Source organism: Pseudomonas sp. 13159349 (genome assembly GCF_013305685.1).
GTDB classification, from domain to species: domain Bacteria; phylum Pseudomonadota; class Gammaproteobacteria; order Pseudomonadales; family Pseudomonadaceae; genus Aquipseudomonas; species Aquipseudomonas asiatica.
This window is the reverse complement of the sequence record NZ_CP045553.1, coordinates 961,418-985,319: the sequence shown is the minus strand read 5'-3', so window position 1 is coordinate 985,319 and position 23,902 is coordinate 961,418. Positions and strand designations below refer to the sequence as shown.

26 protein-coding genes and 1 riboswitch are annotated in these 23,902 nt (G+C 63.4%); of the genes, 13 read left to right on the top strand and 13 right to left on the bottom strand.

All coding sequences use genetic code 11. The annotated features are described in order from the left end of the window. Nucleotides 1-56: 56 nt before the first annotated feature. Nucleotides 57-1,739 carry a fatty acid--CoA ligase gene (locus GEV38_RS04570; RefSeq protein ID WP_015268957.1) on the bottom strand — a complete coding sequence of 561 codons (1,683 nt, stop codon included), beginning with the start codon at nt 1,737-1,739 and terminating at the stop codon, nt 57-59. Nucleotides 1,740-1,989: 250 nt separating this feature from the next. On the opposite strand from GEV38_RS04570, the gene GEV38_RS04565 reads away from it, so the two are divergent. The 3 genes from GEV38_RS04565 (at nt 1,990) to GEV38_RS04555 (ending at nt 4,860) form a co-directional block, all read left to right on the top strand. Beyond that, the gene (locus GEV38_RS04565) at nt 1,990-2,955 is read left to right on the top strand and encodes a 2-hydroxyacid dehydrogenase (protein WP_015268956.1); all 966 of its coding nucleotides are present in this window, start codon (nt 1,990-1,992) and stop codon (nt 2,953-2,955) included. Between the two features lie 54 nt (nt 2,956-3,009). Further along, nucleotides 3,010-4,008, top strand: coding sequence for a class I SAM-dependent methyltransferase (locus tag GEV38_RS04560; protein ID WP_015268955.1), 999 nt, complete (start codon nt 3,010-3,012; stop codon nt 4,006-4,008). Between the two features lie 39 nt (nt 4,009-4,047). After that, nucleotides 4,048-4,187, top strand: a riboswitch (yybP-ykoY riboswitch). An 88-nt stretch (nt 4,188-4,275) separates the two neighbouring features. Then, on the top strand, nt 4,276-4,860 hold the full coding sequence (locus GEV38_RS04555) for a TMEM165/GDT1 family protein (protein WP_013970934.1): 585 nt from the start codon (nt 4,276-4,278) through the stop codon (nt 4,858-4,860). A 150-nt stretch (nt 4,861-5,010) separates the two neighbouring features. Here GEV38_RS04555 and GEV38_RS04550 read toward each other — a convergent pair whose 3' ends face one another. The 4 genes from GEV38_RS04550 to GEV38_RS04535 form a co-directional block, all read right to left on the bottom strand. After that, nucleotides 5,011-5,826: a M48 family metallopeptidase gene (locus tag GEV38_RS04550; protein ID WP_013970933.1), complete on the bottom strand. Its 816-nt coding sequence runs from the start codon at nt 5,824-5,826 to the stop codon at nt 5,011-5,013. A 179-nt stretch (nt 5,827-6,005) separates the two neighbouring features. Then, nucleotides 6,006-6,626 carry an SOS response-associated peptidase gene (locus GEV38_RS04545; protein WP_003260669.1) on the bottom strand — a complete coding sequence of 207 codons (621 nt, stop codon included), beginning with the start codon at nt 6,624-6,626 and terminating at the stop codon, nt 6,006-6,008. A gap of 15 nt (nt 6,627-6,641) precedes the next feature. Continuing rightward, on the bottom strand, nt 6,642-6,902 hold the full coding sequence (locus tag GEV38_RS04540) for a putative signal transducing protein (protein ID WP_013970931.1): 261 nt from the start codon (nt 6,900-6,902) through the stop codon (nt 6,642-6,644). Then, on the bottom strand, nt 6,902-7,084 hold the full coding sequence (locus GEV38_RS04535) for a CPXCG motif-containing cysteine-rich protein (protein ID WP_003260667.1): 183 nt from the start codon (nt 7,082-7,084) through the stop codon (nt 6,902-6,904). The genes GEV38_RS04540 and GEV38_RS04535 overlap by 1 nt, the downstream gene beginning before the upstream one ends. Nucleotides 7,085-7,209: 125 nt before the next feature. Here GEV38_RS04535 and GEV38_RS04530 point away from each other — a divergent pair, with 125 nt between their 5' ends. Next, complete coding sequence (locus GEV38_RS04530; protein ID WP_024086266.1) at nt 7,210-8,376, top strand: 1-acyl-sn-glycerol-3-phosphate acyltransferase; 1,167 nt, start codon at nt 7,210-7,212, stop codon at nt 8,374-8,376. A gap of 116 nt (nt 8,377-8,492) precedes the next feature. On the opposite strand, the gene GEV38_RS04525 is transcribed toward GEV38_RS04530, so the two are convergent. Continuing rightward, complete coding sequence (locus tag GEV38_RS04525) at nt 8,493-8,753, bottom strand: hypothetical protein (protein WP_013970930.1); 261 nt, start codon at nt 8,751-8,753, stop codon at nt 8,493-8,495. Between the two features lie 197 nt (nt 8,754-8,950). Next, complete coding sequence (locus tag GEV38_RS04520; RefSeq protein WP_013970929.1) at nt 8,951-9,535, bottom strand: YajG family lipoprotein; 585 nt, start codon at nt 9,533-9,535, stop codon at nt 8,951-8,953. 145 nt (nt 9,536-9,680) lie between these two features. Here GEV38_RS04520 and GEV38_RS04515 point away from each other — a divergent pair, with 145 nt between their 5' ends. Together GEV38_RS04515 and mqo are read left to right on the top strand one after the other, a co-directional pair. Continuing rightward, nucleotides 9,681-9,914 (top strand): hypothetical protein, encoded by a 234-nt coding sequence (locus GEV38_RS04515; protein ID WP_013970928.1) that lies wholly within the window; start codon nt 9,681-9,683, stop codon nt 9,912-9,914. Between the two features lie 600 nt (nt 9,915-10,514). After that, the gene (gene mqo, locus GEV38_RS04510) at nt 10,515-12,023 is read left to right on the top strand and encodes a malate dehydrogenase (quinone) (protein WP_013970927.1); all 1,509 of its coding nucleotides are present in this window, start codon (nt 10,515-10,517) and stop codon (nt 12,021-12,023) included. 179 nt (nt 12,024-12,202) lie between these two features. On the opposite strand, the gene GEV38_RS04505 is transcribed toward mqo, so the two are convergent. The 4 genes from GEV38_RS04505 to GEV38_RS04490 all read right to left on the bottom strand — a co-directional run bounded on the left by GEV38_RS04505 (nt 12,203) and on the right by GEV38_RS04490 (nt 14,253). After that, the gene (locus tag GEV38_RS04505) at nt 12,203-12,493 is read right to left on the bottom strand and encodes a PA4642 family protein (RefSeq protein ID WP_015268954.1); all 291 of its coding nucleotides are present in this window, start codon (nt 12,491-12,493) and stop codon (nt 12,203-12,205) included. 68 nt (nt 12,494-12,561) lie between these two features. Then, nucleotides 12,562-13,032, bottom strand: coding sequence for a hypothetical protein (locus GEV38_RS04500; protein ID WP_013970925.1), 471 nt, complete (start codon nt 13,030-13,032; stop codon nt 12,562-12,564). A 187-nt stretch (nt 13,033-13,219) separates the two neighbouring features. Further along, complete coding sequence (locus GEV38_RS04495; RefSeq protein WP_015268953.1) at nt 13,220-13,693, bottom strand: WbuC family cupin fold metalloprotein; 474 nt, start codon at nt 13,691-13,693, stop codon at nt 13,220-13,222. Nucleotides 13,694-13,695: 2 nt separating this feature from the next. Then, the gene (locus GEV38_RS04490) at nt 13,696-14,253 is read right to left on the bottom strand and encodes a hypoxanthine-guanine phosphoribosyltransferase (protein WP_003256346.1); all 558 of its coding nucleotides are present in this window, start codon (nt 14,251-14,253) and stop codon (nt 13,696-13,698) included. Between the two features lie 161 nt (nt 14,254-14,414). Between GEV38_RS04490 and upp the strand changes: the two genes are divergently transcribed. Continuing rightward, nucleotides 14,415-15,053: a uracil phosphoribosyltransferase gene (gene upp, locus GEV38_RS04485; RefSeq protein WP_173895588.1), complete on the top strand. Its 639-nt coding sequence runs from the start codon at nt 14,415-14,417 to the stop codon at nt 15,051-15,053. Nucleotides 15,054-15,055: 2 nt separating this feature from the next. Beyond that, entirely contained in the window at nt 15,056-16,330 is a 1,275-nt protein-coding gene (locus tag GEV38_RS04480; RefSeq protein WP_013970921.1) for a uracil-xanthine permease family protein, read from the top strand. A 132-nt stretch (nt 16,331-16,462) separates the two neighbouring features. Here the strand turns inward: GEV38_RS04480 and hemH are convergent, their stop codons facing one another. Together hemH and GEV38_RS04470 are read right to left on the bottom strand one after the other, a co-directional pair. Further along, nucleotides 16,463-17,476, bottom strand: coding sequence for a ferrochelatase (gene hemH, locus GEV38_RS04475; protein WP_015268952.1), 1,014 nt, complete (start codon nt 17,474-17,476; stop codon nt 16,463-16,465). A 13-nt stretch (nt 17,477-17,489) separates the two neighbouring features. Continuing rightward, complete coding sequence (locus tag GEV38_RS04470) at nt 17,490-18,395, bottom strand: TIGR01777 family oxidoreductase (RefSeq protein WP_054572345.1); 906 nt, start codon at nt 18,393-18,395, stop codon at nt 17,490-17,492. 187 nt (nt 18,396-18,582) lie between these two features. Between GEV38_RS04470 and GEV38_RS04465 the strand changes: the two genes are divergently transcribed. From GEV38_RS04465 to GEV38_RS04445, 5 genes are all read left to right on the top strand, one after another. After that, nucleotides 18,583-19,569, top strand: coding sequence for an NAD(P)/FAD-dependent oxidoreductase (locus GEV38_RS04465; protein ID WP_054572346.1), 987 nt, complete (start codon nt 18,583-18,585; stop codon nt 19,567-19,569). 100 nt (nt 19,570-19,669) lie between these two features. Next, nucleotides 19,670-20,638, top strand: coding sequence for a DUF523 and DUF1722 domain-containing protein (locus tag GEV38_RS04460; protein ID WP_015268949.1), 969 nt, complete (start codon nt 19,670-19,672; stop codon nt 20,636-20,638). Then, nucleotides 20,628-21,527: a MerR family transcriptional regulator gene (locus GEV38_RS04455; RefSeq protein WP_015268948.1), complete on the top strand. Its 900-nt coding sequence runs from the start codon at nt 20,628-20,630 to the stop codon at nt 21,525-21,527. Before GEV38_RS04460 ends, GEV38_RS04455 begins: the two co-directional genes overlap by 11 nt. After that, complete coding sequence (gene phrB / locus GEV38_RS04450; RefSeq protein WP_015268947.1) at nt 21,518-22,960, top strand: deoxyribodipyrimidine photo-lyase; 1,443 nt, start codon at nt 21,518-21,520, stop codon at nt 22,958-22,960. Before GEV38_RS04455 ends, phrB begins: the two co-directional genes overlap by 10 nt. Beyond that, nucleotides 22,957-23,667 (top strand): SDR family oxidoreductase, encoded by a 711-nt coding sequence (locus GEV38_RS04445; protein WP_043935321.1) that lies wholly within the window; start codon nt 22,957-22,959, stop codon nt 23,665-23,667. The genes phrB and GEV38_RS04445 overlap by 4 nt, the downstream gene beginning before the upstream one ends. The last annotated feature ends 235 nt before the right edge of the window (nt 23,668-23,902 follow it).

The window sequence follows — 23,902 nt, the reverse complement described above, 5'->3', positions numbered from 1 at the left end:
GGTTCCACCTCTCTAGCATGCGGGTCGCGCGCTGCACTGCGCGACCCGCATGGCGGTTACAGCGTGGAGAGGAACGCGCTGTTGCTGGCCTGCCACTGGACGATGTCCTGGCGGATGCGTTTCTTGTCGAGCTTGCCGACACTGGTCTTGGGAATTTCGGTAACAACGGCGATCTGGCTTGGAATCGCCCACTTGTTGATGTGCCCTTGCTCGACGAATGGCTTGAGGTGTTCCTTCAGCGCCTTGGCGTCGATGACCTGGTCTTCGCGCACCACCAGCAGTGCAAACGGGCGTTCACCCCACTGCGGGTCGGCCACCCCTACCACCGCCACTTCGCGCACGGCCGGGTGACGGCTGATCAGGTCTTCGAGGTCGAGCGAGGAAATCCACTCGCCACCGGTCTTGATCACATCCTTGATACGGTCGCGGATGTCGATATAGCCCATGCCGTCGAGCGTGGCGACATCACCGGTATGCAACCAGCCGCCCTGCCACAGCTCCTCGCTCTTTTCCGGTTCCTTGAAGTAGCCCATGGTCAGCCATGGCGCACGCAGCACCAGTTCGCCCTGGGTTTCACCGTCGGCGGGCAGGAAGTTGCCGTCGCCGTCGACGATGGCCGCCTCCACCAGCGGCACCGGCACGCCGGCCTTGATGCGGTAGGTGACGCGCTCATCCTCGCTGCCGGCCTGCAGTTCGTCGTTCAGGTGGGCGGCGGAAATCAGCGGGCAGGTCTCGGACATGCCATACGCAGCGGTCAGCTGGATGCCGCGTGCCAGGGCGGCCTGGTACAACGAGCGGTTGAGTGCGCTGCCGCCGATGATGATCTTCCAGCCGCCGAAGTCCTGACCTTGGGAGGTCGGGCAGTTGAGCAGCATCTGCAGGATGGTCGGCACGCAATGGGAGAAGGTGACCTTCTCTTCGCGCCACAGTTTGACCAGCATGTCCGGCTCGTAGCGCCCCGGATACACCTGCTTCATGCCGAGCATGGTGGCGGCGTAGGGAATGCCCCAGGCGTGCACGTGGAACATCGGCGTGATGGGCATGTACACGTCGTTGCTACCCAGCAGGCGCACGCTGTCGATGCTGCCAGTCACTGAAGCTTCGGCCAGGGTGTGCAGCACCAGTTGCCGATGAGTGAAGTACACACCCTTGGGGTTGCCGGTGGTGCCAGTGGTGTAGAAGGTGGTGGCCACCGAGTTCTCGTCGAAGTCCGGGAAATCGTAGCGCGGGCTGGCAGCGGCCAGCAGTTGCTCGTACTCGCCCACCAGGTTGGGCAGCTCGGCTGACTTGTCCGGGCCGTCGGTCAGCAGCACGGTCTTGTCGACGGTGGTCAGTTGCCCGGCGATGGCCTGGTACAGGCCGACGAAGTCACTGTTGACCAGCACCACGCGGTCTTCGGCGTGGTTCATGGTGTATAGAATCTGCTCGGGCGACAGGCGCACGTTGATGGTGTGCACCACCGCACCGATCATCGGGATGGCGAACATGCATTCCAGGTAGCGGTGGCTGTCCCAGTCCATCACCGCCACGGTGTCACCGGCCTTTACCCCGGCTTCGGTCAGCACGTTGGCCAGGCGCGCGATGCGCTCGTTGAGCTGGGGGTAGGTCAGCCGCATCTGGTCTCGGTAGACGATTTCGCGGGTCTTTTCATAGCGGCTGCCAGACATCAGCAGTCGCTTGATCAGCAGGGGGTAGGCGTGGGCGCCCTCGGCGGGCTTGATGATGCGGGTCTGCAACATGGGTATCCCTTTTCTGGAAAGCGGGCCGGACAAGTCTGGGAACTACTGTAGTTCGCCAATGTGACGGCTAAATCAGCCGAAGGAATGATTTGCGTGATGAAGGTATGAGTGGCGGGCGTTGACGGGCGGCAAGGTTGAACTAGACACTGCGGCGGCAGCTTCAGGTTATGTGGTGAAGCTGATGGCCTATTCGCGGGTCAACCCGCGAATGGCCGCGACACCGAAATCCCGCCCAGCCTCGGAGAACTTCATGCCCAGCCCGCGTCGCGCCGTGTTTCTCGATCACCAGTCCCTGGACCTGGGCGATCTCGACCTCTCGCCCCTGAAGCAGCAGTTCGACGAGTTCGAACTGTTCGCCGCCACCCGGCCGGAGCAGGTCGCCGAACGCCTTAAGGGCGCGGTAGCGGTAGTCAGCAACAAGGTCATGCTCGACGCCGCGACCCTGGCCGCCAACCCGCAGCTGAAGCTGATCCTGGTGGCCGCCACCGGCACCAACAACGTCGACCTGGCGGCCGCCCGCGCCCAGGGCATCACCGTGTGCAACTGCCAGGGCTACGGCACACCGTCCGTCGCCCAGCACACCCTCGCCCTGCTACTGGCACTGGCCACCCGCCTGTGCGACTACAACCAGGCGGTAGCCGACGGCCAGTGGGCCAAGGCCAGCCAGTTCTGCCTGCTGGACTTCCCCATCGTCGAGCTGGAGGGCAAGACCCTTGGCCTGCTCGGCCACGGTGAACTGGGCGGCGCGGTGGCGCGACTGGCCGAAGCCTTTGGCATGCGCGTGCTCAGCGGGCAGATCCCCGGCCGCCCCGAACGCGCCGACCGGTTGCCGCTGGACGAGTTGCTGCCGCAAGTCGACGCCCTGACCCTGCACTGCCCGCTGAACGAACACACCCGACACATGCTCGGGGCCCGCGAACTGGCCCTGCTCAAGCCAAACGCGCTGGTGGTCAACACCGCCCGCGGCGGCCTTATCGACGAGCAGGCGCTGGCCGACGCCCTGCGCAGTGGCCACCTGGGCGGTGCCGCCACCGACGTGCTGAGCGTGGAGCCGCCGGTCAACGGCAACCCGCTGCTCGAGCCCGGCATCCCGCGCCTGATCATCACCCCGCACAGCGCCTGGGGCGCGGTAGAGTCGCGCCAGCGCATCGTCGGCCAGCTCAGCGAGAACGCCCAGGCTTTCTTCGCCGGGCAGCCACGCCGCGTGGTTAGCTGAGCCCGACGCCCGCCTCTGCTAAACTGCGCCACTTTTTTCCAGGAGGCGTCGTCCATGGACCCGCGCAGTGAAGTGTTGCTCCGCCAGGCAGAGCTTTTCCAGAGCCCGCTGCTGCTCGCCGGCGCCCCCGCCGACAGCCTGCTAGGCCAGTTGCCCAATGCCCAGGCCTGGACCTGGCATGCGGGCGACCAGGCCATGCTCGAAAGCCGCTTCGCCGGGCGCAGCCACTATGCGGTGGAGCCCCCTGAAGTGACTTTCGACAGCGCCGTGCTGTTCCTGCCCAAGTCCCGCGAACTGGCCGCCTACCTGCTCAACGCCCTGGCCTCGCGCCTGGCGGGCCGCGAGCTGTACCTGGTCGGCGAGAAACGTGGTGGCATCGAGGGTGCGGCCAAGCAGCTGCAGGCCTTTGGCAAGCCGCGCAAGCTCGACAGCGCCCGCCATTGCCAGCTGTGGCAGGTGACCATCGAGCACGCGCCAGAGGCCAAGCCCCTGGAAAGCCTGGCCGAACGCTTCGAGCTCAGCCTGGAAGACGGCCCGCTGCAAGTGGTCAGTCTGCCCGGTGTGTTCAGCCATGGCCGCCTCGATCGCGGTACCGCCCTGCTGCTCAAGCACCTCGACGGCCTGCCGAGCGGGCATGTGCTGGACTTCGGCTGCGGTGCCGGGGTGCTGGGCGCCACGGTCAAACGCCGTTATCCACAAAACCGGGTGACCCTGCTGGATGTGGATGCCTTCGCCGTGGCCGCCAGCCGCCTGACCTTGGCCGCCAATGGTCTGGAGGGCGAAGTGATCAGCGGCGACGGCATCGACGCGGCGCCGACCGAGCTGAGCCTGATCCTGAGCAACCCGCCGTTCCACACCGGGGTGCACACCAACTACCAGGCATCGGAAAACTTGCTGAAAAAATCAGCCGTTCATCTGCGAAAAGGTGGCGAAATGCGCCTGGTTGCCAACAGCTTCCTGCGCTACCAGCCACTGATCGAAGGGGCGCTGGGCAACTGCCAGGTACGCGACGAGGCGGACGGTTTCCGCATCTACCAGGCAACACACGGATAAAAACAGCGCTTGCCGAAAGCGTTTAGTCTAGGCAGAATCCGCACCGTCCTAGGGGAGTAGTCTCCCGCGAGCGCCCAGCTCGCCCGGTACGCGTCAACATACTTGGTCCACAGACCATGGCGCGTGCGACCCACCATGCCAGCCTGCATGGCGAGATCCGCATAGACGGATCCAGGGTTTGACAAGACCTATGACACGCACACCTTACCCGGGGCGGGGAGGCTGTACGTGTCATAGCCGTGTCGACCCGCCCCCGTAGGAATCCTGATGCTGGAATCTTTGCTGGTCCCCACCGCCATCGTTGCCCTAGCCGAAATCGGCGACAAGACGCAATTGCTCGCGCTCATACTCGCTGCCCGCTTCCGCAAGCCCTGGCCGATCATCGCCGGCATCATCGCCGCCACCTTGGCCAACCATGCCGCGGCTGGTGCCGTGGGCGCGTGGGTAGGCAGCTTCTTCAGCGACTCGGCACTGCACTGGATCCTGGCTGCGAGCTTCACCGCCACTGCGCTGTGGACCCTGGTTCCGGACAAGATGGATGACGACGAGAACCCGGCGCGCCGCTTCGGGCCGTTCCTGACCACGCTGATCGCGTTCTTCCTGGCTGAAATCGGTGACAAGACCCAGGTCGCCACGGTAATGCTGGCAGCACAGTACCCGTACCTGATCATGGTCATTATCGGTACCACCCTGGGCATGCTGATTGCCAACGTGCCGGTGGTTTTGGCGGGTAACTTCGCGGCGGACAAACTGCCGCTGACGCTGATCCGTCGCCTGGCGGCTACGGCGTTCTTCGTGTTGGCGATCGTGGCAGTGTACTCGGCGATGAAAGCCAGTGGCTGGGTGGGTTGACTCGAAAGGCGACAGGCTGATGCCGAACCTGTAGGAGCAGCCTTGCGCTGCGAAGAGGCCGGTACAGGCACCAGGAAATGTGGTGCTCTTACCGACCCTTTCGCAGCACAAGGCTGCTCCTACAAGGGGTAAGCATCTGGAAGTCGGGCCTTACTTCTTGGCCGCCTGATACAGCGGCATCACCTTCGGAATCGCCGCCTGCAACGAAGCAATGCGGCTCTGGGACGCCGGGTGAGTGCTCATGAACTCAGGCGGCGCGCCCTCGGAAGCCTGGCTCATCTTGTTCCACAAGGTGATCGCGGCATTCGGGTCGTAACCGGCACGCGCCGAGAGCTCCAGGCCGATCAGGTCGGCTTCGTTCTCGTTGGCCCGGCTGTTGGGCAGGGTCATGGCATAGTTCACCACGGTATCGGCCATGGCCATGCTGCCCTGGCCGAGGCCAAACAGGGCACCGGCGCCCTGGCGCGCCATTTCCACGCCATACGCCTTCGACATCGCCTCGCGGCTGTGCTCACGCAAAGCGTGGGCGATCTCGTGGCCCACCACCGCAGCAATTTCCGCATCGGTGAGCTTGAGCTGATCGATCAGGCCGGTGTAGACGATGATCTTGCCGCCCGGGCCGCAGTTGGCGTTGAGCTCGTCGCTCTTGATCACGTTGACTTCCCAGTTCCATTGCGCGGCATCCGGTCGGAACTTGGGGGTCTGGGCGATCAGGCGGTTGGCAATTACCTGCACACGCTTGGCATCTGCGCTGGACTTGTCGAGCACGCCTTTGTTCGATGCTTCACCCAGGGTCTGCTGGTACGACTGGGCGTACATCTGGTTGACCTCATCGGTCGAGAGCATGCTGAACATGTACTGCTGGCGCTCGACGCCGACAGCACCGCCGCTGGTGGTATTAACCGCCTGGCAGCCGGCCAGCAGGATGCCAGCACTCAACAGGCTGACGACAAAAGACTTACGCATGAAAACACTCCCTTTTTACATGCGCCGTATCGTAGGCCGAGTCGCTTGGGGCCGCCATAGCCGCAGGGAAGATTTTCGTCGCCTGTGCCGGCCCCTTCGCGGGTGAACCCGCTCCTAAAGGGGTAATGCGATCGTTGTAGGAGCAGCTTCAGCCGCGAAGAGGCCGACACAGCCATACATCAGGCCGGGGTCAGGCACTCCGGCGCATCCAGCTTCGGATCATTGACGAAATGCGCCAGGGCCCGCTCGCGCAATGTCGCCGGCGGGCTGGCCAGCAATTCATGCAAACGGGCCAGCGGCGTGTCCGGGTCAAGCCAGGCCGCCTGCCCTGCCTCGTCCAGTATCAGCGGCCGACGCTGGTTCATCGCCGCCTGGGTCACCACCGCACAACTCAGCCAAACCTGGTCCTGCACCGGGTAGGCCTCCCACACGGCGGCGAAGTACAGTGATGCACCCTCCCCCGGGGTCAGCCAGTACGGGCGCTTGCGCACGCTGCCGCGCCATTCGTAAAAGCCGTTGGCCGGCATCAGGCAGCGACGCAGGCGAAACGCGTCGCGAAACATCGGCTGCTCGGCCAGGGTTTCGGCGCGGGCATGGGCGGGGGTGCGGGACAGGTCGGTGAGCCAGGCCGGGGTCAGCCCCCAGCGCGCCTTGGCCAGTTGCAACTGGCCGTCAAGCTGGCGCTGGATCAGCACCGAAGCCCCAGGCGAGATGTTCCATTGGGCTGGCTGGCCAACGGGAAAGCCCGGCAGACTGGCAAGAGCCTGGGGCCAGCGAAACAGGGCGTAACGTCCACACATGGGCGAATTCAGAACCTAGCAGATCAAGGTACCGGGGAAACTCTCCGGTTCGTCGCCAACCAGTGGCTGGGCATCATTGTACGCATCGATCAGCTGCCGTGCGTACTCGGCCTGTTCATCAGCCACGGCAAGCCCAAGCAAGCCCTGCATCGGCAGTTCACCGGCAGCACCGATCAGGTCACGACCAACCAGGTGCGCCTCGACCCCCTCGCTGGCGAGCATGCCCGCCAGCATTTCAGCCTCGAGCAGGTTTTCCGGTTCGTAGATACGCTGCATCAGTCATTCTCACCGAATACATCCAGCATCCACTCCTCGCCATGAACTTGCAGCACGAAGCGGATAGGTTTGCAGCATACCTGACAGTCCTCGATGTACTCCTGATCGCCACCGGACAGGTCCACCGTGGTTTCGACTTCTTCGCCACAATAAGGGCAATCGTAGATAGCAGTTTGCAGCATCGCGGCCTCCGGGGTGACTTATGCGTATAATTGCCGGTCTGTTTACAGGGCCTGTGTGTGTCCGAGCCGTTTTTCGGAGCCCGCCCCTACCTTATTACCCTAGCCGTTTCCAACAAGAGAGCATGATGGGCGAATTCGATGCCATCCGACCGTACGACGACGCTGAGGTCCCTGCCGTTCTGGCACGCCTGCTCAGCGACCCGGCATTCCTCGATATCCTCACCCACTTCCGCTTCCCGCGTGCGGCCGGTGCTCTCGGCTGGTTGCTCAAGCCGCTGATCGCCCGCCGCCTGCGCAAGGAATTCGCCGGTGTCACCTGTGTCTCGACCTTGCAGGACAAAGTCGAGTACTACGTCGACCAGACCATCGACCGCGCCACCGACGGCGTCACCTATTCGGGCGTGGAGCAGCTCAAGGCCGGCACCGCCTACCTGTTCCTGGCCAACCACCGTGACATCGTCATGGACCCGGCCTTCGTCAACTACGCGGTGTACCACGCCGGCCTGCCCACGCCGCGTATCGCCATTGGCGACAACCTGCTGCAAAAGCCGTTTGTCAGCGACATGATGCGCCTGAACAAGAGCTTCATCGTGCACCGCTCGATCAGTGGGCGCCGCGAGAAGCTGGCGGCCTACCAGTTGCTCTCAGCCTACATCAACCACTCGATCCGCAACGACGCCACGTCGATCTGGATCGCCCAGGCAGAAGGCCGGGCCAAGGACGGTGACGACCGCACCGATTCGGCGATCCTCAAGATGTTCCACATGAGCCGCAAGGACGAGCCGTTCGGCGCGGTGATCCAGAGCCTGAACCTGACACCGGTTTCGATCAGCTACGAATATGACCCGTGCGACCAGGCCAAGGCCCGCGAGTTGTACATCCGCGCCACCACCGGTACCTACAAGAAGGCGCCGGGCGAGGACGACAACAGCATCGCCAAGGGCATTACCGGCTACAAAGGCCGGGTGCACATCAACTTCGCCCCGCCGGTGACCGAGTATCACGAGGATACCAAGCAACTGGCAGCGGAAATCGACCGGCAGATCCTCGGTGGCTACCGACTGTTCCCGGTGCACTACCTGGCCTATGCGATGTGGGATGGCAAGGATGAGGCGCTACAGGTGCCGAGCGCCGAGAAGGTGTTCCCGGCCGATGAGCTGGCTCGGGCCAAGGAGGAATGGCAACGCCGCCTGGATGCCTGCCCCGAGGAGCAGCGGCCGTACCTGGTGTTGCAGTATGCGACGCCGGTGCGCAACCAGTACCAGGTCAGGCAGCAGGCACCGGTTGCCTGATCGATCCTAGGGCTGCTTTGCAGCCCATCGCGACACAAGGCCGCTCCTACAGGGGATCGCACATACCTGTAGGAGCGGCCTTGTGTCGCGATGGGCCGCAAAGCGGCCCTAAAATCTCAAATCCAGGTACTGAACCAGGACAGCAGCAACGCCATCGCCAGGCACGAAAAACCGAGAATGTAGAAGTACCGCGGCACCCGAAGGTCGAACGCGTCCACCACCCCCTCGTCCACCGCCATGTATTCGCGGGTCTCGGCCTCGCGCCGCCGCGCACTGTGCAGTAGCAACCCGCCCGGGCAGGTCAGCAGCAGCGCCAGCAGATTGATCAGCTTGGTCGGGTGGGCGGCCAGGAACCCCCAGAGCACTTGCAAGGACATCACGCAACCTCGGTATGAGCGACGGCAAAGGCCGGCATTCTACCCAAGTCATGCCCAGACGCCCGGTTCAGGCGACAAAGTGTCATCAAATTTCATCTGGCATGGCATGAAGATTTGCCGGCCTCTTCGCGGGCACAGACAACAAAAAACCCGCTGCCTGGAGCACAGGCAGCGGGTTTTGTTTTATAGCTGAAGGCTTACTGCCCCAGCACCTGACCGATGGTCGGGTCCTTGAACATGCGGGTCAGGGCATCGCTCAGCACATCGCCCACCAGCTGGGTGTTGGTTTCCTGGTTCGGCGCCATGCCGAAACGCTGGTCCAGCGAAGCGCCGTAACGGCCACTGTAGCGGCGGCCGCCATTGGACACGTCGGCACGGAACGTGGCGCCGATGGTAGCCTCGGTCACGTACAGGTTGTCTTTCGGCGACTGGTACTTCAGTTCGGCCAGGGTCACGGTCAGCTGCGGCGCGTTGTAGGCGTTCGGCGTCGGGGTGAAGCCGAGCAGGCGTACGGCGGCTTCGGCCTGGGCCTGCAGCTTGGGCACGATGTCGTTGCCACTCACGCTGATGGTGCTGGTCTCGGGATACATGCCACCGCGAGTGCCCAGGGACTGCGAGGCCCGGCCGTCAACAACCCGGACCACTACCGGCTGGCCATGGCCGACCGGCGCGAGCTGGGCCTTGAGCGTGGGTTGCGGATTGAGTTGTTGCGGGCTGTGGGCACAACCGACCAGGCTGAGGCTGGCCACGGCGATCAAACCGAACAACAGACGTTGCAACATGCGCGTTACTCCAGAAAAAGCGGCGAAGGCCCACAGTATACCTAGCCACGCATCGACCAGTCATCGGTCCGGCCCGCTTGTCACAATCGTTTCATCGCCGCGCCCTTATCCTTGCGCCAAGCCCTAACGCACAGGACTCGCTGCCATGGCCTCGCTCTGGACCCTGCTCTTCCAACGCCCGCGCCACAACACCTATGCCCGCCTCGATGCCGACGGCAAATGCCTGGCCTTCAAGCAATGCAGCCAGGCGCCCAGCGGCAGCGGCTGGGTCCAGATCGGCGAAATCCGGCTCGCCTGGCTGGGCCGCGAGCTGCCCGCCAGTGCCCGGGTTTGCGCCCGCGCAAGCCGCCGCTGGCACCAGCGCATCCTCGCGGCCTGACAAACGCTGCAATAAAAACCACGAATGGCGACATTTCTGCCCGCGACATCGCTATAATCTCCCCCCGATTATAAGGACGTCTCCTGATCGGGCCCCGCACTCGCCGATTGACCCCGGCAACTTCAATGCTTCGCCCACAGAGAGCCTTCCACTCAGGTCTTGCATCGGCTGTCGTGCCTGCTTTTCCGGCCCTTCACACTGCATGAACCTGCGGGTTGCCATCGCGCAGTCCCCTTTTGAGGTTCACGTCTCCAAAAGAGCGTGAAAAAACGGTTTTCACAACTTCACAAGAGTGTGGCGAGCAAATGAACAGTCTGGCATGTGCAAAAGCGGCAGATGTGTCCCGAACAGCCCTGAACAGGCGGCAAATGCGCTCATCCCGTATGAGTGTCTGAGCCGTTCCATAACGCACGCACGACACCTTGACCATAAGTCGAATTGCCGCACCCGTGGCAAACCGCGTTCAATACGCGAACCCGAAGACTGATTGGCGGTGTCCGCGGAAGTTGCAAGAACTGCGAAAAGTCGGACATGGCGACCCTGGCGAACCCAGGTCCTATGCTGTCAATTAGGTAGCTGTAGATTGTGGAGACGCGTTAAATGGCGCAGAACGAATCGGTTGATGTGGTACTGGTAGGCGCAGGCATCATGAGTGCCACCCTGGCCGTACTGCTCAAGGAGCTCGACCCGACCCTGAAGCTTGAGGTCGTGGAGGCGATGGACTCCGGAGCCGCGGAAAGCTCCAACCCCTGGAACAACGCAGGCACCGGCCACGCCGGCCTGTGCGAGCTTAACTACACGCCCCAGGCCGCCGATGGCAGCATCGACATCAAGAAGGCCGTGCACATCAACACCCAGTTCGAGGTTTCGCGCCAGTTCTGGGCCTACCTGAGCAAGAAGGGCAACTTCGGCTCGGCACGTGCCTTCATCAACCCTGTCCCGCACCTGAGCTACGTCGAGGGTGACAAGGGTGTTTCCTTCCTCAAGAAGCGCTATGAGCTGCTCAAGCAGCACCATGCCTTTGCGGACATGGAATACACCGAAGACAAGGCCGTGATGAAGGACTGGATGCCGCTGATGATGCCAGGCCGCCCAGCCGACCAGCACATCGCCGCCACCCGCGTGCTCAAGGGCACCGACGTCAACTTCGGCGCCCTGACCAACAAGCTGCTGAAGCTGCTGGGCGACTCGCAGGACGCCCAGGTCAAGTACAGCAAGAAGGTCGTTGGCCTGCGCCGTAACGGCAAGGGCTGGACCGTGAGCATAAAGGACGTCAACAGCGGCGGTAGCCGTGAAGTGGACGCCCGCTTCGTCTTCCTCGGCGCCGGTGGCGCGGCCCTGCCGCTGCTGCAGCTGTCGGGCATTCCGGAAAGCAAAGGTTTCGGCGGCTTCCCGGTCAGCGGCCAGTGGCTGCGTTGCGACAACCCGGAAATCGTCAAGCAGCACCAGGCCAAGGTCTACAGCCAGGCCGCGGTCGGCGCCCCGCCGATGTCGGTACCGCACCTGGATACCCGTGTGGTCGATGGCAAGAAATCGCTGCTGTTCGGTCCATATGCCGGCTTCACTACCAAGTTCCTGAAGCACGGTTCGCTGATGGACCTGCCGCTGTCGGTGCGCATGGGCAACATCGGCCCGATGCTCGCCGTGGCCCGTGACAACATGGACCTGACCAAGTACCTGGTCAGCGAAGTGATGCAGTCGATGGAGCAGCGCCTGGAAGCCCTGCGTCGCTTCTACCCGCAGGCCAAGGCCGAAGACTGGCGCCTGGAAGTAGCCGGTCAGCGCGTGCAGATCATCAAGAAAGACCCGAAGAAAGGCGGCGTGCTGCAGTTCGGTACCGAGCTGGTCTCGGCCCAGGACGGCAGCCTGGCTGCACTGCTCGGTGCATCGCCGGGTGCTTCGGTGACCGTTTCGATCATGCTGGAACTGATCGAGCGCTGCTTCCCCGAGCAGGCCAAAGGTGCCTGGGCTGCCAAGCTCAAGGAAATCTTCCCGGCTCGCGAGAAGACCCTGGCGACCGATGCTGCGCTGTACCACAAGATCAGTGCCGACAACGACGTGGCGCTGGACCTGGTGGAAAGCAGCCCGGCGGCCAAGCATTACGCCTGATTCGGCCGGTAACGAAAAAACGCCCCTCGGGGCGTTTTTTCGTTCCTGGTTACTCATTGACCTGTGCCGGCCTCTTCGCGGGCATGCCCGCTCCCACAGGTTTCGGCGTCGCCCTCAGGCTCTGCACCATCCCTGTGGGAGCGGGCGTGCCCGCGAAAGGGCCGGAGCAGGTTCACAAATCAGCCACGGGCCTTGGCGATGATCTCGATGTAATCCGACGCATTGCGCTGGTCGGCAATCTGCTCGACAAAGGTCTTGCCGTGCTCGTCTTTGCCATCCAGGTCCAGCCCAGCCTCGACGAAGAAGCCGACAAAACGCTCGAAATCGTCGATGCGCAGGCCGCGGTAGGCCTTGACCAGCTTGTGCAGCGACGGCGAGGTCACGCCATCGGCCGGCTCGAACTGAAGGAACGACTTGATGTAGTCGTCGCTGATCTCGTCACCGATTACCTGTTTCTTGTCTTTACGCATTGCCGACTCCAACTGGACCATCACGAAATTTCGAAGGCCGGCAGTGTACCCCCCGCAGGCCGGGCGCCTCAACGCGTACGTACGGTACCGGTGTGCAGGTCGGCCCAGACGTGGCCGTTGCCGTAGGTGAGGAACTGCACATACAGCGTCTCGTTGCGCAGCAGGTCCATGATCACGCGGTAGTCGCTGAGCGGATAATTCAGGCTCAGGGTGCGGGTTTTCTCATCGTATACGGGCTTCTTCAGGCTCTTGGCCGCTTCACCGTCAAAGGTCAGCAGCACCTGGGCGATGGTCGCGCCCTTGCTCAGCGGCTTGCCCTTGAGGCGCACCTGCAACGACGAGGTGATCGGGATCGGCTGCTGGTCGGATTGGCGCTGGGTACCCACTACCACCGAGTAGTCGGTCACTTGCAGCAATTGCTGGCCAGTCGGCGCTTCCTGGCGCAGGGACTGGTCGTCAGGTGGCAGGAACTGGCTGTGCAGCGGTGCGGCGGCGAGTGGCAGGCTGACCGCCAGCAGGAGGGGAAGAAACGCACGCATGTGAGGCTCCTTGAATGAAGGAGCACTCTAGCACGGCCTGCACAGGCTCTTGTAGGAGCGGCCTTGTGTCGCGATGGGCCGCAAAGCGGCCCCGGCCATGTTGGTGGCGAAGCTTCAATCGAGGGGCTGCTGCGCAGCCCGATCGCGACACAAGGCCGCTCCTACAGTTGAGTGCGCCGGCCCGACATCAATCGAACTGCGCGCGCATCCAGGCCTGGTACTCGTCCACGCCCTCTTCTCCTTCGCGCGGCGCCCAGTGCGCATGTTCGCCTTCACCCACCGGCCGATACGGTCCGGCCTTGCACTCGAACAGGATGCTGTCCGGCTCCAGCACCACAAGCCCATGGTAGATGCCGGGCGCCAGATCCACACCCAGGCAATCGCCGCCCGCCTGCAGCACTCGCTTGTCGGTCACCGCCCCCTGCTCGTTGAAGAGCAGCAGGCCAAGGCAACCCTTGAGCACGACCAGCGTTTCGGCTTTGTCATCGCTCAGGTGCCGATGCGGCGGGATATAGGTGCTCGGTTGCAGCCCGACTGCCATGCGGTGGCAAGGCTCTTCCATCTCATGGAAATTGTGATGTTGCCGCCCGCGCGGGTTGGCTGCAGCCTTTGCGGCCAGCCCGGCGAACAGCGATTGGTCGATGAACGCAGGCTGGCGCATGATCACAGCCCCTTTACGGCGAAGATGCCGTTGGCGTTGCGCCAGTAGCCTTTGTAGTCCATGCCGTAACCGAAGATATAGCGGTCGACGCAGGGCAAGCCCACGTAGTTGGCCTTGAGTTCCGGGCTGGCCTTGCGGTCATGGTCCTTGTCGATCAGTACTGCGGTGTGCACCGAGCGCGCACCGGCGTGCTTGCAGAACTCGATGATGGCGCTGAGGGTGTGCCCTTCGTCGAGGATGTCATCGACGATCAGTACGTCACGGTCGATGAACGATACTTCGGGCTTGGCCTTCCAGAACAGCTCGCCGCCGCTGGTCTGGTTGCGGTAGCGGGTAGCGTGCAGGTAGCTGGCTTCCAGTGGGAACTGCAGGTGGGTCAGCAGTTTGCCCGAGAAGATCAGGCCGCCGTTCATCACACAGAACACCACCGGGTTCTTGTCGTGCAGGTCCTTGCAGATCTGCTCGCCGACTTTGGCGATGGCCGCTTCGACTTCGGCTTCGGTGTACAGGCAGTCAGCTTCACGCATGACTTGACGGATATGCTCGAGATCGGCGGACATGGCGCTCTCCGGGGGTGCATTTTGGAAAAGCGGGCAAAGGTACGCATCCGCTCGTCACAGATCAAGCATTTATGGACTAACGTCCAGAATGACCAGACGACAGCACAGGCTGAATAGATTAATCTAGCGCGGTTTTTTTGCCCGCCTTTCGGAGCCCCCCTATGCCCACTCGTGAGATCCGCCATCCGCTGATCCGCCACAAGCTCGGCCTGATGCGCCGTGCCGATATCAGCACCAAGAATTTTCGCGAACTTGCCCAGGAAGTCGGCGCGCTCCTGACCTACGAAGCCACCCAGGACCTGCCGCTCGAAACCTACGAGATCGATGGCTGGTGCGGCAAGGTGCAAGTTGAAAAAATCGCCGGCAAGAAGATTACCGTGGTACCGATCCTGCGAGCCGGCATCGGCATGCTCGACGGCGTGCTCAGCCTGATCCCGGGCGCCAAGGTCAGCGCCGTCGGCGTTGCCCGCAACGAGGAAACCCTCGAAGCCCACACCTACCTGGAAAAGCTCGCGCCGGACATCAACCAGCGCCTGGCCCTGATCATCGACCCGATGCTGGCCACCGGCGGTTCGATGGTCGCCACCATCGACCTGCTGAAAAAGGCCGGCTGCAAAGAGATCCGCGCCATGGTCCTGGTCGCTGCGCCAGAAGGCATCGAAGTGGTTGAAAAAGCCCACCCGGACGTGCAGATCTACACCGCCTCGATCGACCAGCGCCTGAACGAACACGGCTACATCGTGCCGGGCCCGGGCGATGCCGGTGACAAGATCTTCGGCACCAAGCAAAAGGACGCCTGACCATGCAGGACGGCTTCAACGACCCGCTCTGGCGCCAGGTCGTTTCGGGCGCGCAGATGCTCTTCGTGGCATTTGGCGCGCTGGTGCTGATGCCACTGATCACCGGCCTCGATCCGAACGTAGCGCTGTTCACTGCCGGCATCGGCACCCTGCTGTTCCAGCTGGTCACCGGCCGCCAGGTACCCGTGTTCCTGGCCTCGAGCTTTGCTTTCATCACCCCGATCATCCTCGCCAAGGGCCAGTTCGGCCTGGCCGAGACCATGGGTGGTGTGATGGCCGCAGGTTTCGTGTACACCTTCATGGGCCTGATGGTAAAAATCAAAGGCACTGGCTTCATCGACCGCATGCTGCCGCCGGTGGTGATCGGCCCGGTGATCATCTCCATCGGCCTGGCCATGGCGCCGATCGCCGCCAACATGGCGATGGGCAAGGCCGGTGACGGCAGCGTGCTGCTGCCGTACAAGACCGCCATGATGATCTCGATGCCGGCCCTGCTGACAACGCTGATCGTCGCCGTGTTCGGCAAGGGCATCTTCCGTCTTGTGCCGATCATTGCCGGCGTGTTCGTAGGCTTTGCCCTGTCGTTCGCGTTTGGCGTGGTCGACACTGCCAAGATCGCCGCCGCGCCGTGGCTGGAGCTGCCCAACTTCACCGCGCCAGCATTCAACTGGCAGGCCATCCTGTTCATCGTCCCGGTTGCCCTGGCACCGGCGATCGAGCACATCGGCGGGGTGATCGCAGTCGGCAGCGTGACCGGCCGCGACTACCTGAAGAAGCCCGGCCTGCACCGCACCCTACTGGGCGACGGCCTGGCCACCACCGCAGCCGGCCTGTTCGGCGGCCCGCCCAACACCACCTATGCCGAAGTCACCGGCGCGGTGATGCTGACCAAGAACTACAACCCGAAGATCATGACCTGGGCGGCGATTTTCGCTATCACCCTCGCCTTCATCGGCAAGTTCGGCGCACTACTGCAAAGCATCCCGGTACCGGTGATGGGTGGCATCCTGTGCCTGCTGTTCGGCTCGATCGCGGCGGTGGGCATGAACACCATGATCCGCCACAAGATCGACCTGGCTGAAGCGCGCAACCTGGTGATCGTGTCGGTGACACTGGTGTTCGGTATCGGCGGCGTACTGATCGGCAGTGGTGATGGCCCGGATGACTGGGGCCTGAAGGGCATCGCCCTGTGCGCGATCGTGGCTATCGCCCTGAACCTGATCTTGCCGGGCAATGATGGCTGGAAGCACAAGAAGCTGGATGATCAGTTGCCTTGATTCGGCTTTAGCCTGACCTGGCCTCTTCGCGGGCTTGCCCGCTCCCACAGGTACTCCACTGCTCTCTGCCATCGTGCAGAACCTGTAGGAGCGGGCAAGCCCGCGAAGAGGCCGGTACAGACAACCTGAAAGTCAGGCCTTTTCGCACATCCCCGCCAGCGCCTTCACCCACTCCGGGTGATCATTCAGGCAAGGCACCAGCACCAGCTCCTGCCCGCCGGCCTCGACAAACTGCTCGCTCCCGCGCATGCCGATCTCTTCCAGGGTCTCGATGCAATCGGCCACGAACGCCGGGCACATTACCAGCAGCTTCTTCACCCCAGCCTTGGCCAGCTCGTCCAGCCGCGCCTCGGTATAGGGTTCGATCCACTTGGCCCGCCCCAGTCGTGACTGGAACGACACCGACCATTTGCCATCGGGTATGCCCATCTTCTGAGCAAAGGCCCTGGCCGTTGCCAGGCACTGCCCGCGGTAGCAGACCGCGCGCATGTCGGCACTGGCATCCTTGCAGCAATCGGCCGCCTGGAAGTCATGCTTGCCGGTAGGGTCCAGCTTCTTCAAGTGGCGCTCCGGCAAGCCATGGAAGCTCAGCAACAGGTGATCGTAATCCTGCTCCAGGTAAGGCCGGGCGCTGGCGACCAGTGCCTCGATGTAGTCCGGGTGCTCGTAGAATGGCTGTAGCACGCGAAGTTGCAACGGCAACTGGCGTTCACTGACCGTCTGCCTGGCCAGTTCCACCACAGTGGTCACCGTGCTGTCAGCGAACTGTGGATACAGCGGCGCCAGGGTCACCTTGCGCACACCCCGGGCCACCAGGCGCTCCAGCACCTCGGGCAAGGCCGGCTGGCCATAGCGCATGGCAATCTCCACCGGGCCATGGGGCCAGTGCTCGACCATCGCCGCCTGCAGGCGACGGGTCAGCACTACCAGCGGCGAGCCCTCCTCCCACCAGATCGAGCCATAGGCATGCGCCGACTGCTCCGGGCGCTTGATCAGGATCAGCGACACCAGCAGGCGCCGTACCGGCCAGGGCAGGTCGATCACATACGGGTCCATGAGGAACTGGTTGAGGTAGCGGCGCACATCGGCCACCGAGGTGGAGGCCGGGGAACCCAGGTTGACCAGCAGCAGGGCGTGATCGGTCATGCAGCGTCCTATGTCAGAGGCGGCTGGACAGGTTGTCCAGAGCCGATTGCAAATCGTTGAAGCGGAAGGTGAAGCCTGCCGCCAGCAAGCGTGCCGGGCGGGCGCGCTGGCCGCCGAGTAGCAGGGTCGACAGCTCACCCAGCCCCGCCTTGAGCAGCAGTGCCGGCACTGGCAGCAGCGCCGGCCGGTGCAAGGTGCGGCCCAAGCGCCTGGCGAACTCGCGGTTGCGCACCGGCTCCGGGGCGCAGGCATTATAAGGACCGCTGGCATCCTTGTGCTGCAAGAGAAAATCAATCAGGGCGACCTGGTCGTCTATATGGACCCAAGGCATCCACTGCCGCCCGTCGCCCAAAGGCCCGCCCAGCCCCAGTTTGAAGGGCAGGCGCAGGCGCGACAAAAAGCCGCCATCACTGGCCAGAACCAACCCGGTACGCACCAGCACCACGCGAATGCCCTGGGCCTGGGAACGCAGCGCCGTCTCTTCCCAGGCGATGCACAGCTGGCTGGCGAAATCTTCGCGCACCGGCGGTGAAGCCTCGGTCAGCTCGCGTTCGCCACCGTCTCCATACCAGCCCACCGCCGAGCCGGAAATCAACACTTCCGGGCGCTGTTCGCGGCTGCCCAGCCAAGCCAGCAACTGCTCGGTGAGGGTGACGCGGCTGGCCCACAGCAGGTTGCGCCGGGTCGCCGTCCAGGGCCGGTCGGCAATCGGGGCGCCGGCGAGGTTGATCACCGCGTCCAGCTGATCGTCCGCCTCCAGTTGCTCCAGGCGGGCGACGCCACGCACGCCGGTCCCACAAATTTTCGGCACCTGTTCAGGCCGCCGACTCCACACCGTCAGGCGATGACCCTGGCCGAGCCAGTACTGGCACAGGTGCTTGCCAATCAACCCGGTGCCGCCTGTCAGCAATATATGCATGGCTGTGTCCTCGCAGAATGCGGCGGTGGTCTATTTTTAACATCAAGGCACTTTTTTGACCCGACGCTCTCGGATAAACATAGGCCAACCTGCCTGCCAACACGGAATAACCTTATACAACATTTGAGCATTGTACAGGTTTGCCTGACAGCGTAGTCTGCTTACAGCAAGGTTTGAAGAGGCCATCATGACAGTACCTATCGCCATCATCGGGGCCGGTATCGCCGGTCTGTCAGCCGCCCAGGCCTTGCAGAAGGCCGGGCAATCCGTGCATTTGTTCGACAAGGGCCACGGCAGTGGCGGGCGCATGGCCAGCAAGCGCAGCGAAGCTGGCGCGCTGGACCTCGGCGCCCAATACTTCACGGCCCGTGACCGCCGCTTCGTCGAGCAGGTACAGCAATGGGTTGCCGCCGGTTGGGCCGCGCAATGGAAGCCACAGCTGTACAACTACCGGGATGGTGAACTCAGCCCCTCCCCCGACGAGCAGACGCGCTGGGTGGGCGTGCCGCGCATGAGTGCAATCACCCGCGGCCTGCTCAAGGACGTGACGGTCAACTTCGGCTGCCGCATCGCCGAAGTGTTCCGCGGCAAGCAGTACTGGCACCTGCAGGACACCGAAGGCTGCAGCCACGGCCCCTACAGCCGCGTGGTGATCGCCGTGCCGGCATCGCAGGCCACGCCGCTGCTTGCCGCTACCCCGAAGCTCGCGGCCGTGGCCGCCGGTGTGCAGATGGAGCCCACCTGGGCCGTCGCCCTGGCCTTCCAGACCCCGCTGGACACCCCGATGCAAGGCTGCTTCGTGCAGGACAACCCGCTCGACTGGCTGGCGCGCAACCGTAGCAAGCCCGAGCGTGACGAGCAGCTCGACACCTGGGTACTGCACGCCACCTCGGACTGGAGCCGGCAACACATCGACCTGCCCAAGGAGGAAGTGATCGAACAGCTGTGGGGCGAATTCGCCGAGCTGGTTGGCTGTGTGGTGCCCGCACCTACTTTTGCCTTGGCCCACCGCTGGCTGTATGCCCGTCCGAGCAGCAACCATGAATGGGGCGCGCTGGCCGATGCTGACCAAGGCTTGTATGCCTGCGGCGACTGGTGCCTGTCCGGCCGTGTCGAAGGCGCCTGGCTCAGTGGCCAGGAAGCGGCGCGTCGGCTGCTCGAACATCTCGAGTGATGTAGGGTTATACAAAAAAAACTGTTTGCATAACTTCCGGGCTGTGCTGGAATGAACCTGTACAACTATTTTGTCTCGTACAGGTTTTTGGAGGCAGCCCATGCACGAATCATCCGCCCACAGCAAGCCGCGTATCGCCATCAGCGCCTGCCTGACCGGGCACAGCGTGCGCTATAACGGCGGCCACAAGGCCTCCGACCTGTGCCGTATGCAACTCGAGGAACATTTCGACTGGTTGCCGGTATGCCCGGAGGTGGCCATCGGCCTGGGCGTGCCGCGCGACCCGATCCGCCTGGTCGGCGACCCCGAGCAGCCGGAAGTGGTAGGCACCCGCAACCCCGGAATGGACCTGACCGGGCCGCTGCGCAGCTATGGCGAGCAAATGGCGGCGGAACTCGATGATATCTGCGGCTACATCTTCATGCAGAAATCGCCTTCCTGTGGCCTGGAGCGGGTCAAGGTATACCAGGACAATGGCCACCCTGCCTTTCACGGTGGGCGGGGAGTGTATGCCCAGGCGTTCTGCGCACGGCGGCCGGACCTGCCGGTAGAAGAAGAAGGCCGCCTGCACGACCCCGTACTGCGCGAGAACTTCATCAGCCGCGTGTACGCCTACGCCGACTGGCAGCGCCTGCTGGCCGAAGGCCTAAGCCGTGGCGCTCTGGTGCGATTCCACTCACGCTACAAGTACCTGTTGATGGCCAACAACCCGCAGGCCTATCGCAGCCTCGGGCGCCTGCTCGGCAGCATGAGCAAGGACGATGACCCGCAAAGCATCGGCCCGCGCTACTTCAGCCAGCTGATGCAGGCTCTGCGCCGCTGTGCCAGCCGCGGCACTCATTGCAACGTGCTACAGCATCTGAGCGGCTACTTCAAGGACATCCTCACACGGCAGGACAAAGCCGAGCTGCAGGCCATCATCGGCCAATACCAGCAAGGTGTAGTGCCGCTGGTAGTGCCGCTGACCCTGCTCAAGCACCATTTGCGCAAGCATCCCGATCCGTATCTGCAGCAGCAGGCATACCTCCAGCCGCACCCCGAGAGCCTGGGCCTGCGCAATGCCGTCTGAGATCCTGTTGCCCATCGGCGAACTGGCTCGCCGCACGGGCGTCAATCCCGTCACCCTGCGAGCCTGGGAGCGCCGCTACGGCCTGCTCAAGCCCCAACGTACCGCCAAGGGCCATCGCCTGTATCCGCTGGAGCAGGTCGAACGAGTAGAAGCGATCCTTGCCTGGCTGCAGCGCGGCGCCTCCGTCGGCCAGGTACGAGAGCTGCTCGACAAACCGGCCAGCACGCCGCCGAAAGGCGACTGGCAAGCCCGGCAGTTCCAACTGATCGAGGCCATCGCCACGCTGTCGCAGCGCGCCCTCGACCAGCAGCTCAACCAGGCGATGGCCCTGTACCCGGCCGTCACTCTGTGCGAGCAATTGCTGTTGCCGCTGCTCGACCTCCTCGACCTGCGCTGGCGCAATTACTTCAACGCACGGCTGGAACAGGTGTTTTTCCACAGCTGGCTGCGCAGCAAGCTGGGCGCCAGGGTCTACCACGACAACCAGTTGCTGCATGGGCCTGCCATCTTGCTGGCCGAAGACAGCGAACACACTTTCAGCCCCGGTTTGTGGTTGTGCGCCTGGCTGTTCACCAGCAACGGCCTGCCGGTCGAAGTGCTGGAGCACACCATTGCTGGCGCGCACCTGCAACGCGCAGCCACCATGCTCAAGCCACGCGCCGTGCTCCTGCACCTGGGGCCACGTATCGATGACAAGGCGTTGCACCGTACCCTGTCCAACCTGCCCGTGCCGACCCTGGCTGGCGGGCCGACGCTGGCGCTGCATGAAACCCGGCTGCGCGCCCTGGGGCTGCCCAATCTTGCTCTGTTCGATACCCCGCAGGCGGCATTGCGTTTGCTGCAAGCCCATGACCGCCAGCCTGGAGAGATGACCGCACCATGCACCTGACCTGGCTGCGCAGCGACCTGCGCATCGATGACAACACCGCGCTAGCCGCCGCCAGCGAACGCGGCCCGACCCTCGCACTGTGGCTGGTCAGCCCCGGGCAATGGCTGGCCCACGACGACGCCGCCTGCAAAGTCGACTTCTGGCTGCGCAACCTGCGCGACCTGCGCCAGTCGCTGGAGCGCTTGAACATCCCCCTGCTGATCCGCAGGATCGACACCTGGGACCAGGCGCCACAGGCCGTACTCGATGTCTGCCGCCAACATCAGGTGCAAAGCGTGCACTGGAACGAGGAGTACGGCATCAACGAGCAATGTCGCGACGACGCCACCCGCGCGCTGCTGGAAAAGTCGGCCATCCAGGCCCACAGCCACCTCGACCAGCTGTTGTTCCGCCCGGGCACCATCCTTACCCGCGGCGGCGACTACTTCCAGGTGTTCAGCCAGTTCAAGAAGAGCTGCCTGGAGCACCTGCACCGCAGCCTCCCTGCCCTGGCCCGCCAGATAAAACGCCAGGCACCGCTGCAGGTCAGCAGCGACCCGATCCCACAGCACGTGGACGGCTTCGAAAAACCCGCGCAGGCGCTGCGCGACCACTGGCCGGCCGGCGAAGCCGAAGCGCAGGCGCGGCTGACCCGTTTTCTCGATGAAACCATCGACGATTACCAACAGCTGCGTGACTTGCCTGCAAAGCCCGGTACCAGCCAGCTCTCCGCCTATCTGGCCGCCGGCGTGATCTCGCCACGCCAGTGCCTGCACGGTGCCCTGGCCAGCAACCGCGGCGAGTTCGACAGCGGCAGCAGCGGCGTGCAAACCTGGATCAACGAGCTGCTCTGGCGCGAATTCTACAAACACATCCTGACCGGTTATCCACAGGTCTCGCGTCACCGCGCCTTCCGCGCCCAGACCGAAGCCCTGCCCTGGCGCGATGCACCGGCCGACCTCGAAGCATGGGAACAGGGCCGAACCGGCTTCCCGATCATCGACGCCGCCATGCGCCAACTGCTGCACACCGGGTGGATGCACAACCGCCTGCGCATGATCGTGGCCATGTTCCTCAGCAAGAACCTGCTGATCGACTGGCGCAAGGGCGAGCGGCATTTCATGCGCCACTTGATAGACGGCGACCTGGCCGCCAACAACGGCGGTTGGCAGTGGAGCGCGTCCACTGGCACCGACGCAGTGCCCTATTTCCGCATCTTCAACCCGGTTTCACAGTCGCAGCGATTCGACCCGCAAGGGCGTTTCATTCGGCACTGGCTGCCGGAATTGCAGGGGGTTGATGAAAAAGCCATTCATTTCCCCGTGAAGTCGGCCGATCTTTTTGCTAGATATTCCTACCACAGTCCAATTGTCGATCTCGACAGCAGTCGTCAGCGCGCACTGGAGGCATTCAAGAACCTCCCGCGCCGGCAGGATCAGAGGGCAGCATCTTGAACAACGCACGCAGTATCTGGGTGACGGGAGCAGGCAATGGACTTGGCCTGGCTTTAGTGGAGGGGCTGCTCGGGCAAGGACACCGGGTAGCTGCAAGCGCGAAGCATGGCGAGGCACTGGATGCCTTGGGTGCACGCTACGGCAGCCAGCTGTTGCGCTTGCCGTGGCAGTTGCACGAAGAACATCAGGCGGCCCAGGCCAGCCAGCAGATCTGCCATGCCTGGTGCGCGCTGGATGGCTTGATCATCAACGCCGGTACCAGCGATTACCTGGCGGACGATGTGGCTGACAGCGAGTTGTTCGAGGCGATCGTCACGGACAACCAGTTGGCCGGCGAGCATTGCCTGGCCAGTGCGCTGCCGTTGTTGGCGAAGGGTGACTCGCCGCAGGTGATGGCGGTGTTCAACCGTTATTCAGCGCTGCAGTTGCATGCACCGACGCAGGTGCCTGCGGGCTGGAACAACATGCCACAATGGATGCGCGAGCAGCGTCAGGCGTTGAAGGCGCAGGGGGTTGAGCTGACCGTGGTGGGGCCGCAGTCGCTGAAGACACCCGTGACACCGGCGCAGGCGATACCGGAGGCGTGGACGCCGCAGAATGCGGCGGAAGAGTTGCTGCGGCGGTGGCCGCAGAGGGAGCCCGAGCTTGTGCTGGAGGCTTTGGATCTCAATGGCCTGTGGCCTTTGTCACACAAGCAATCGATGTAGTGACCGTACCGGCTTCCACCTAGACCACATCGACTTGAAGCCATGCGCAGGGCCTGTAGGAGCAGCCTTGTGCTGCGAAGAGACCATTACTGCACAAGAACATCTGCTGCCCTACCGCCCCCTTCGCAGCACAAGGCTGCTCCTACAGGGTAATGAGGTAGCCTGAGTAACGGGGCAAGACAGTTGCTCCCCAGGTACCTCGTAGATCTCAGGCAATGCGAGCCCCCGTGGAAGG

Excerpts from the sequence above, each read along its gene's own strand:
- GEV38_RS04570 (WP_015268957.1), bottom strand. The coding sequence starts at position 1,739 with ATGTTGCAGACCCGCATCATCAAGCCCGCCGAGGGCGCCCACGCCTAC.
- GEV38_RS04565 (WP_015268956.1), top strand. The coding sequence starts at position 1,990 with ATGCCCAGCCCGCGTCGCGCCGTGTTTCTCGATCACCAGTCCCTGGAC.
- GEV38_RS04560 (WP_015268955.1), top strand. The coding sequence starts at position 3,010 with ATGGACCCGCGCAGTGAAGTGTTGCTCCGCCAGGCAGAGCTTTTCCAG.
- GEV38_RS04555 (WP_013970934.1), top strand. The coding sequence starts at position 4,276 with ATGCTGGAATCTTTGCTGGTCCCCACCGCCATCGTTGCCCTAGCCGAA.
- GEV38_RS04550 (WP_013970933.1), bottom strand. The coding sequence starts at position 5,826 with ATGCGTAAGTCTTTTGTCGTCAGCCTGTTGAGTGCTGGCATCCTGCTG.
- GEV38_RS04545 (WP_003260669.1), bottom strand. The coding sequence starts at position 6,626 with ATGTGTGGACGTTACGCCCTGTTTCGCTGGCCCCAGGCTCTTGCCAGT.
- GEV38_RS04540 (WP_013970931.1), bottom strand. The coding sequence starts at position 6,902 with ATGCAGCGTATCTACGAACCGGAAAACCTGCTCGAGGCTGAAATGCTG.
- GEV38_RS04535 (WP_003260667.1), bottom strand. The coding sequence starts at position 7,084 with ATGCTGCAAACTGCTATCTACGATTGCCCTTATTGTGGCGAAGAAGTC.
- GEV38_RS04530 (WP_024086266.1), top strand. The coding sequence starts at position 7,210 with ATGGGCGAATTCGATGCCATCCGACCGTACGACGACGCTGAGGTCCCT.
- GEV38_RS04525 (WP_013970930.1), bottom strand. The coding sequence starts at position 8,753 with ATGTCCTTGCAAGTGCTCTGGGGGTTCCTGGCCGCCCACCCGACCAAG.
- GEV38_RS04520 (WP_013970929.1), bottom strand. The coding sequence starts at position 9,535 with ATGTTGCAACGTCTGTTGTTCGGTTTGATCGCCGTGGCCAGCCTCAGC.
- GEV38_RS04515 (WP_013970928.1), top strand. The coding sequence starts at position 9,681 with ATGGCCTCGCTCTGGACCCTGCTCTTCCAACGCCCGCGCCACAACACC.
- mqo (WP_013970927.1), top strand. The coding sequence starts at position 10,515 with ATGGCGCAGAACGAATCGGTTGATGTGGTACTGGTAGGCGCAGGCATC.
- GEV38_RS04505 (WP_015268954.1), bottom strand. The coding sequence starts at position 12,493 with ATGCGTAAAGACAAGAAACAGGTAATCGGTGACGAGATCAGCGACGAC.
- GEV38_RS04500 (WP_013970925.1), bottom strand. The coding sequence starts at position 13,032 with ATGCGTGCGTTTCTTCCCCTCCTGCTGGCGGTCAGCCTGCCACTCGCC.
- GEV38_RS04495 (WP_015268953.1), bottom strand. The coding sequence starts at position 13,693 with ATGCGCCAGCCTGCGTTCATCGACCAATCGCTGTTCGCCGGGCTGGCC.
- GEV38_RS04490 (WP_003256346.1), bottom strand. The coding sequence starts at position 14,253 with ATGTCCGCCGATCTCGAGCATATCCGTCAAGTCATGCGTGAAGCTGAC.
- upp (WP_173895588.1), top strand. The coding sequence starts at position 14,415 with ATGCCCACTCGTGAGATCCGCCATCCGCTGATCCGCCACAAGCTCGGC.
- GEV38_RS04480 (WP_013970921.1), top strand. The coding sequence starts at position 15,056 with ATGCAGGACGGCTTCAACGACCCGCTCTGGCGCCAGGTCGTTTCGGGC.
- hemH (WP_015268952.1), bottom strand. The coding sequence starts at position 17,476 with ATGACCGATCACGCCCTGCTGCTGGTCAACCTGGGTTCCCCGGCCTCC.
- GEV38_RS04470 (WP_054572345.1), bottom strand. The coding sequence starts at position 18,395 with ATGCATATATTGCTGACAGGCGGCACCGGGTTGATTGGCAAGCACCTG.
- GEV38_RS04465 (WP_054572346.1), top strand. The coding sequence starts at position 18,583 with ATGACAGTACCTATCGCCATCATCGGGGCCGGTATCGCCGGTCTGTCA.
- GEV38_RS04460 (WP_015268949.1), top strand. The coding sequence starts at position 19,670 with ATGCACGAATCATCCGCCCACAGCAAGCCGCGTATCGCCATCAGCGCC.
- GEV38_RS04455 (WP_015268948.1), top strand. The coding sequence starts at position 20,628 with ATGCCGTCTGAGATCCTGTTGCCCATCGGCGAACTGGCTCGCCGCACG.
- phrB (WP_015268947.1), top strand. The coding sequence starts at position 21,518 with ATGCACCTGACCTGGCTGCGCAGCGACCTGCGCATCGATGACAACACC.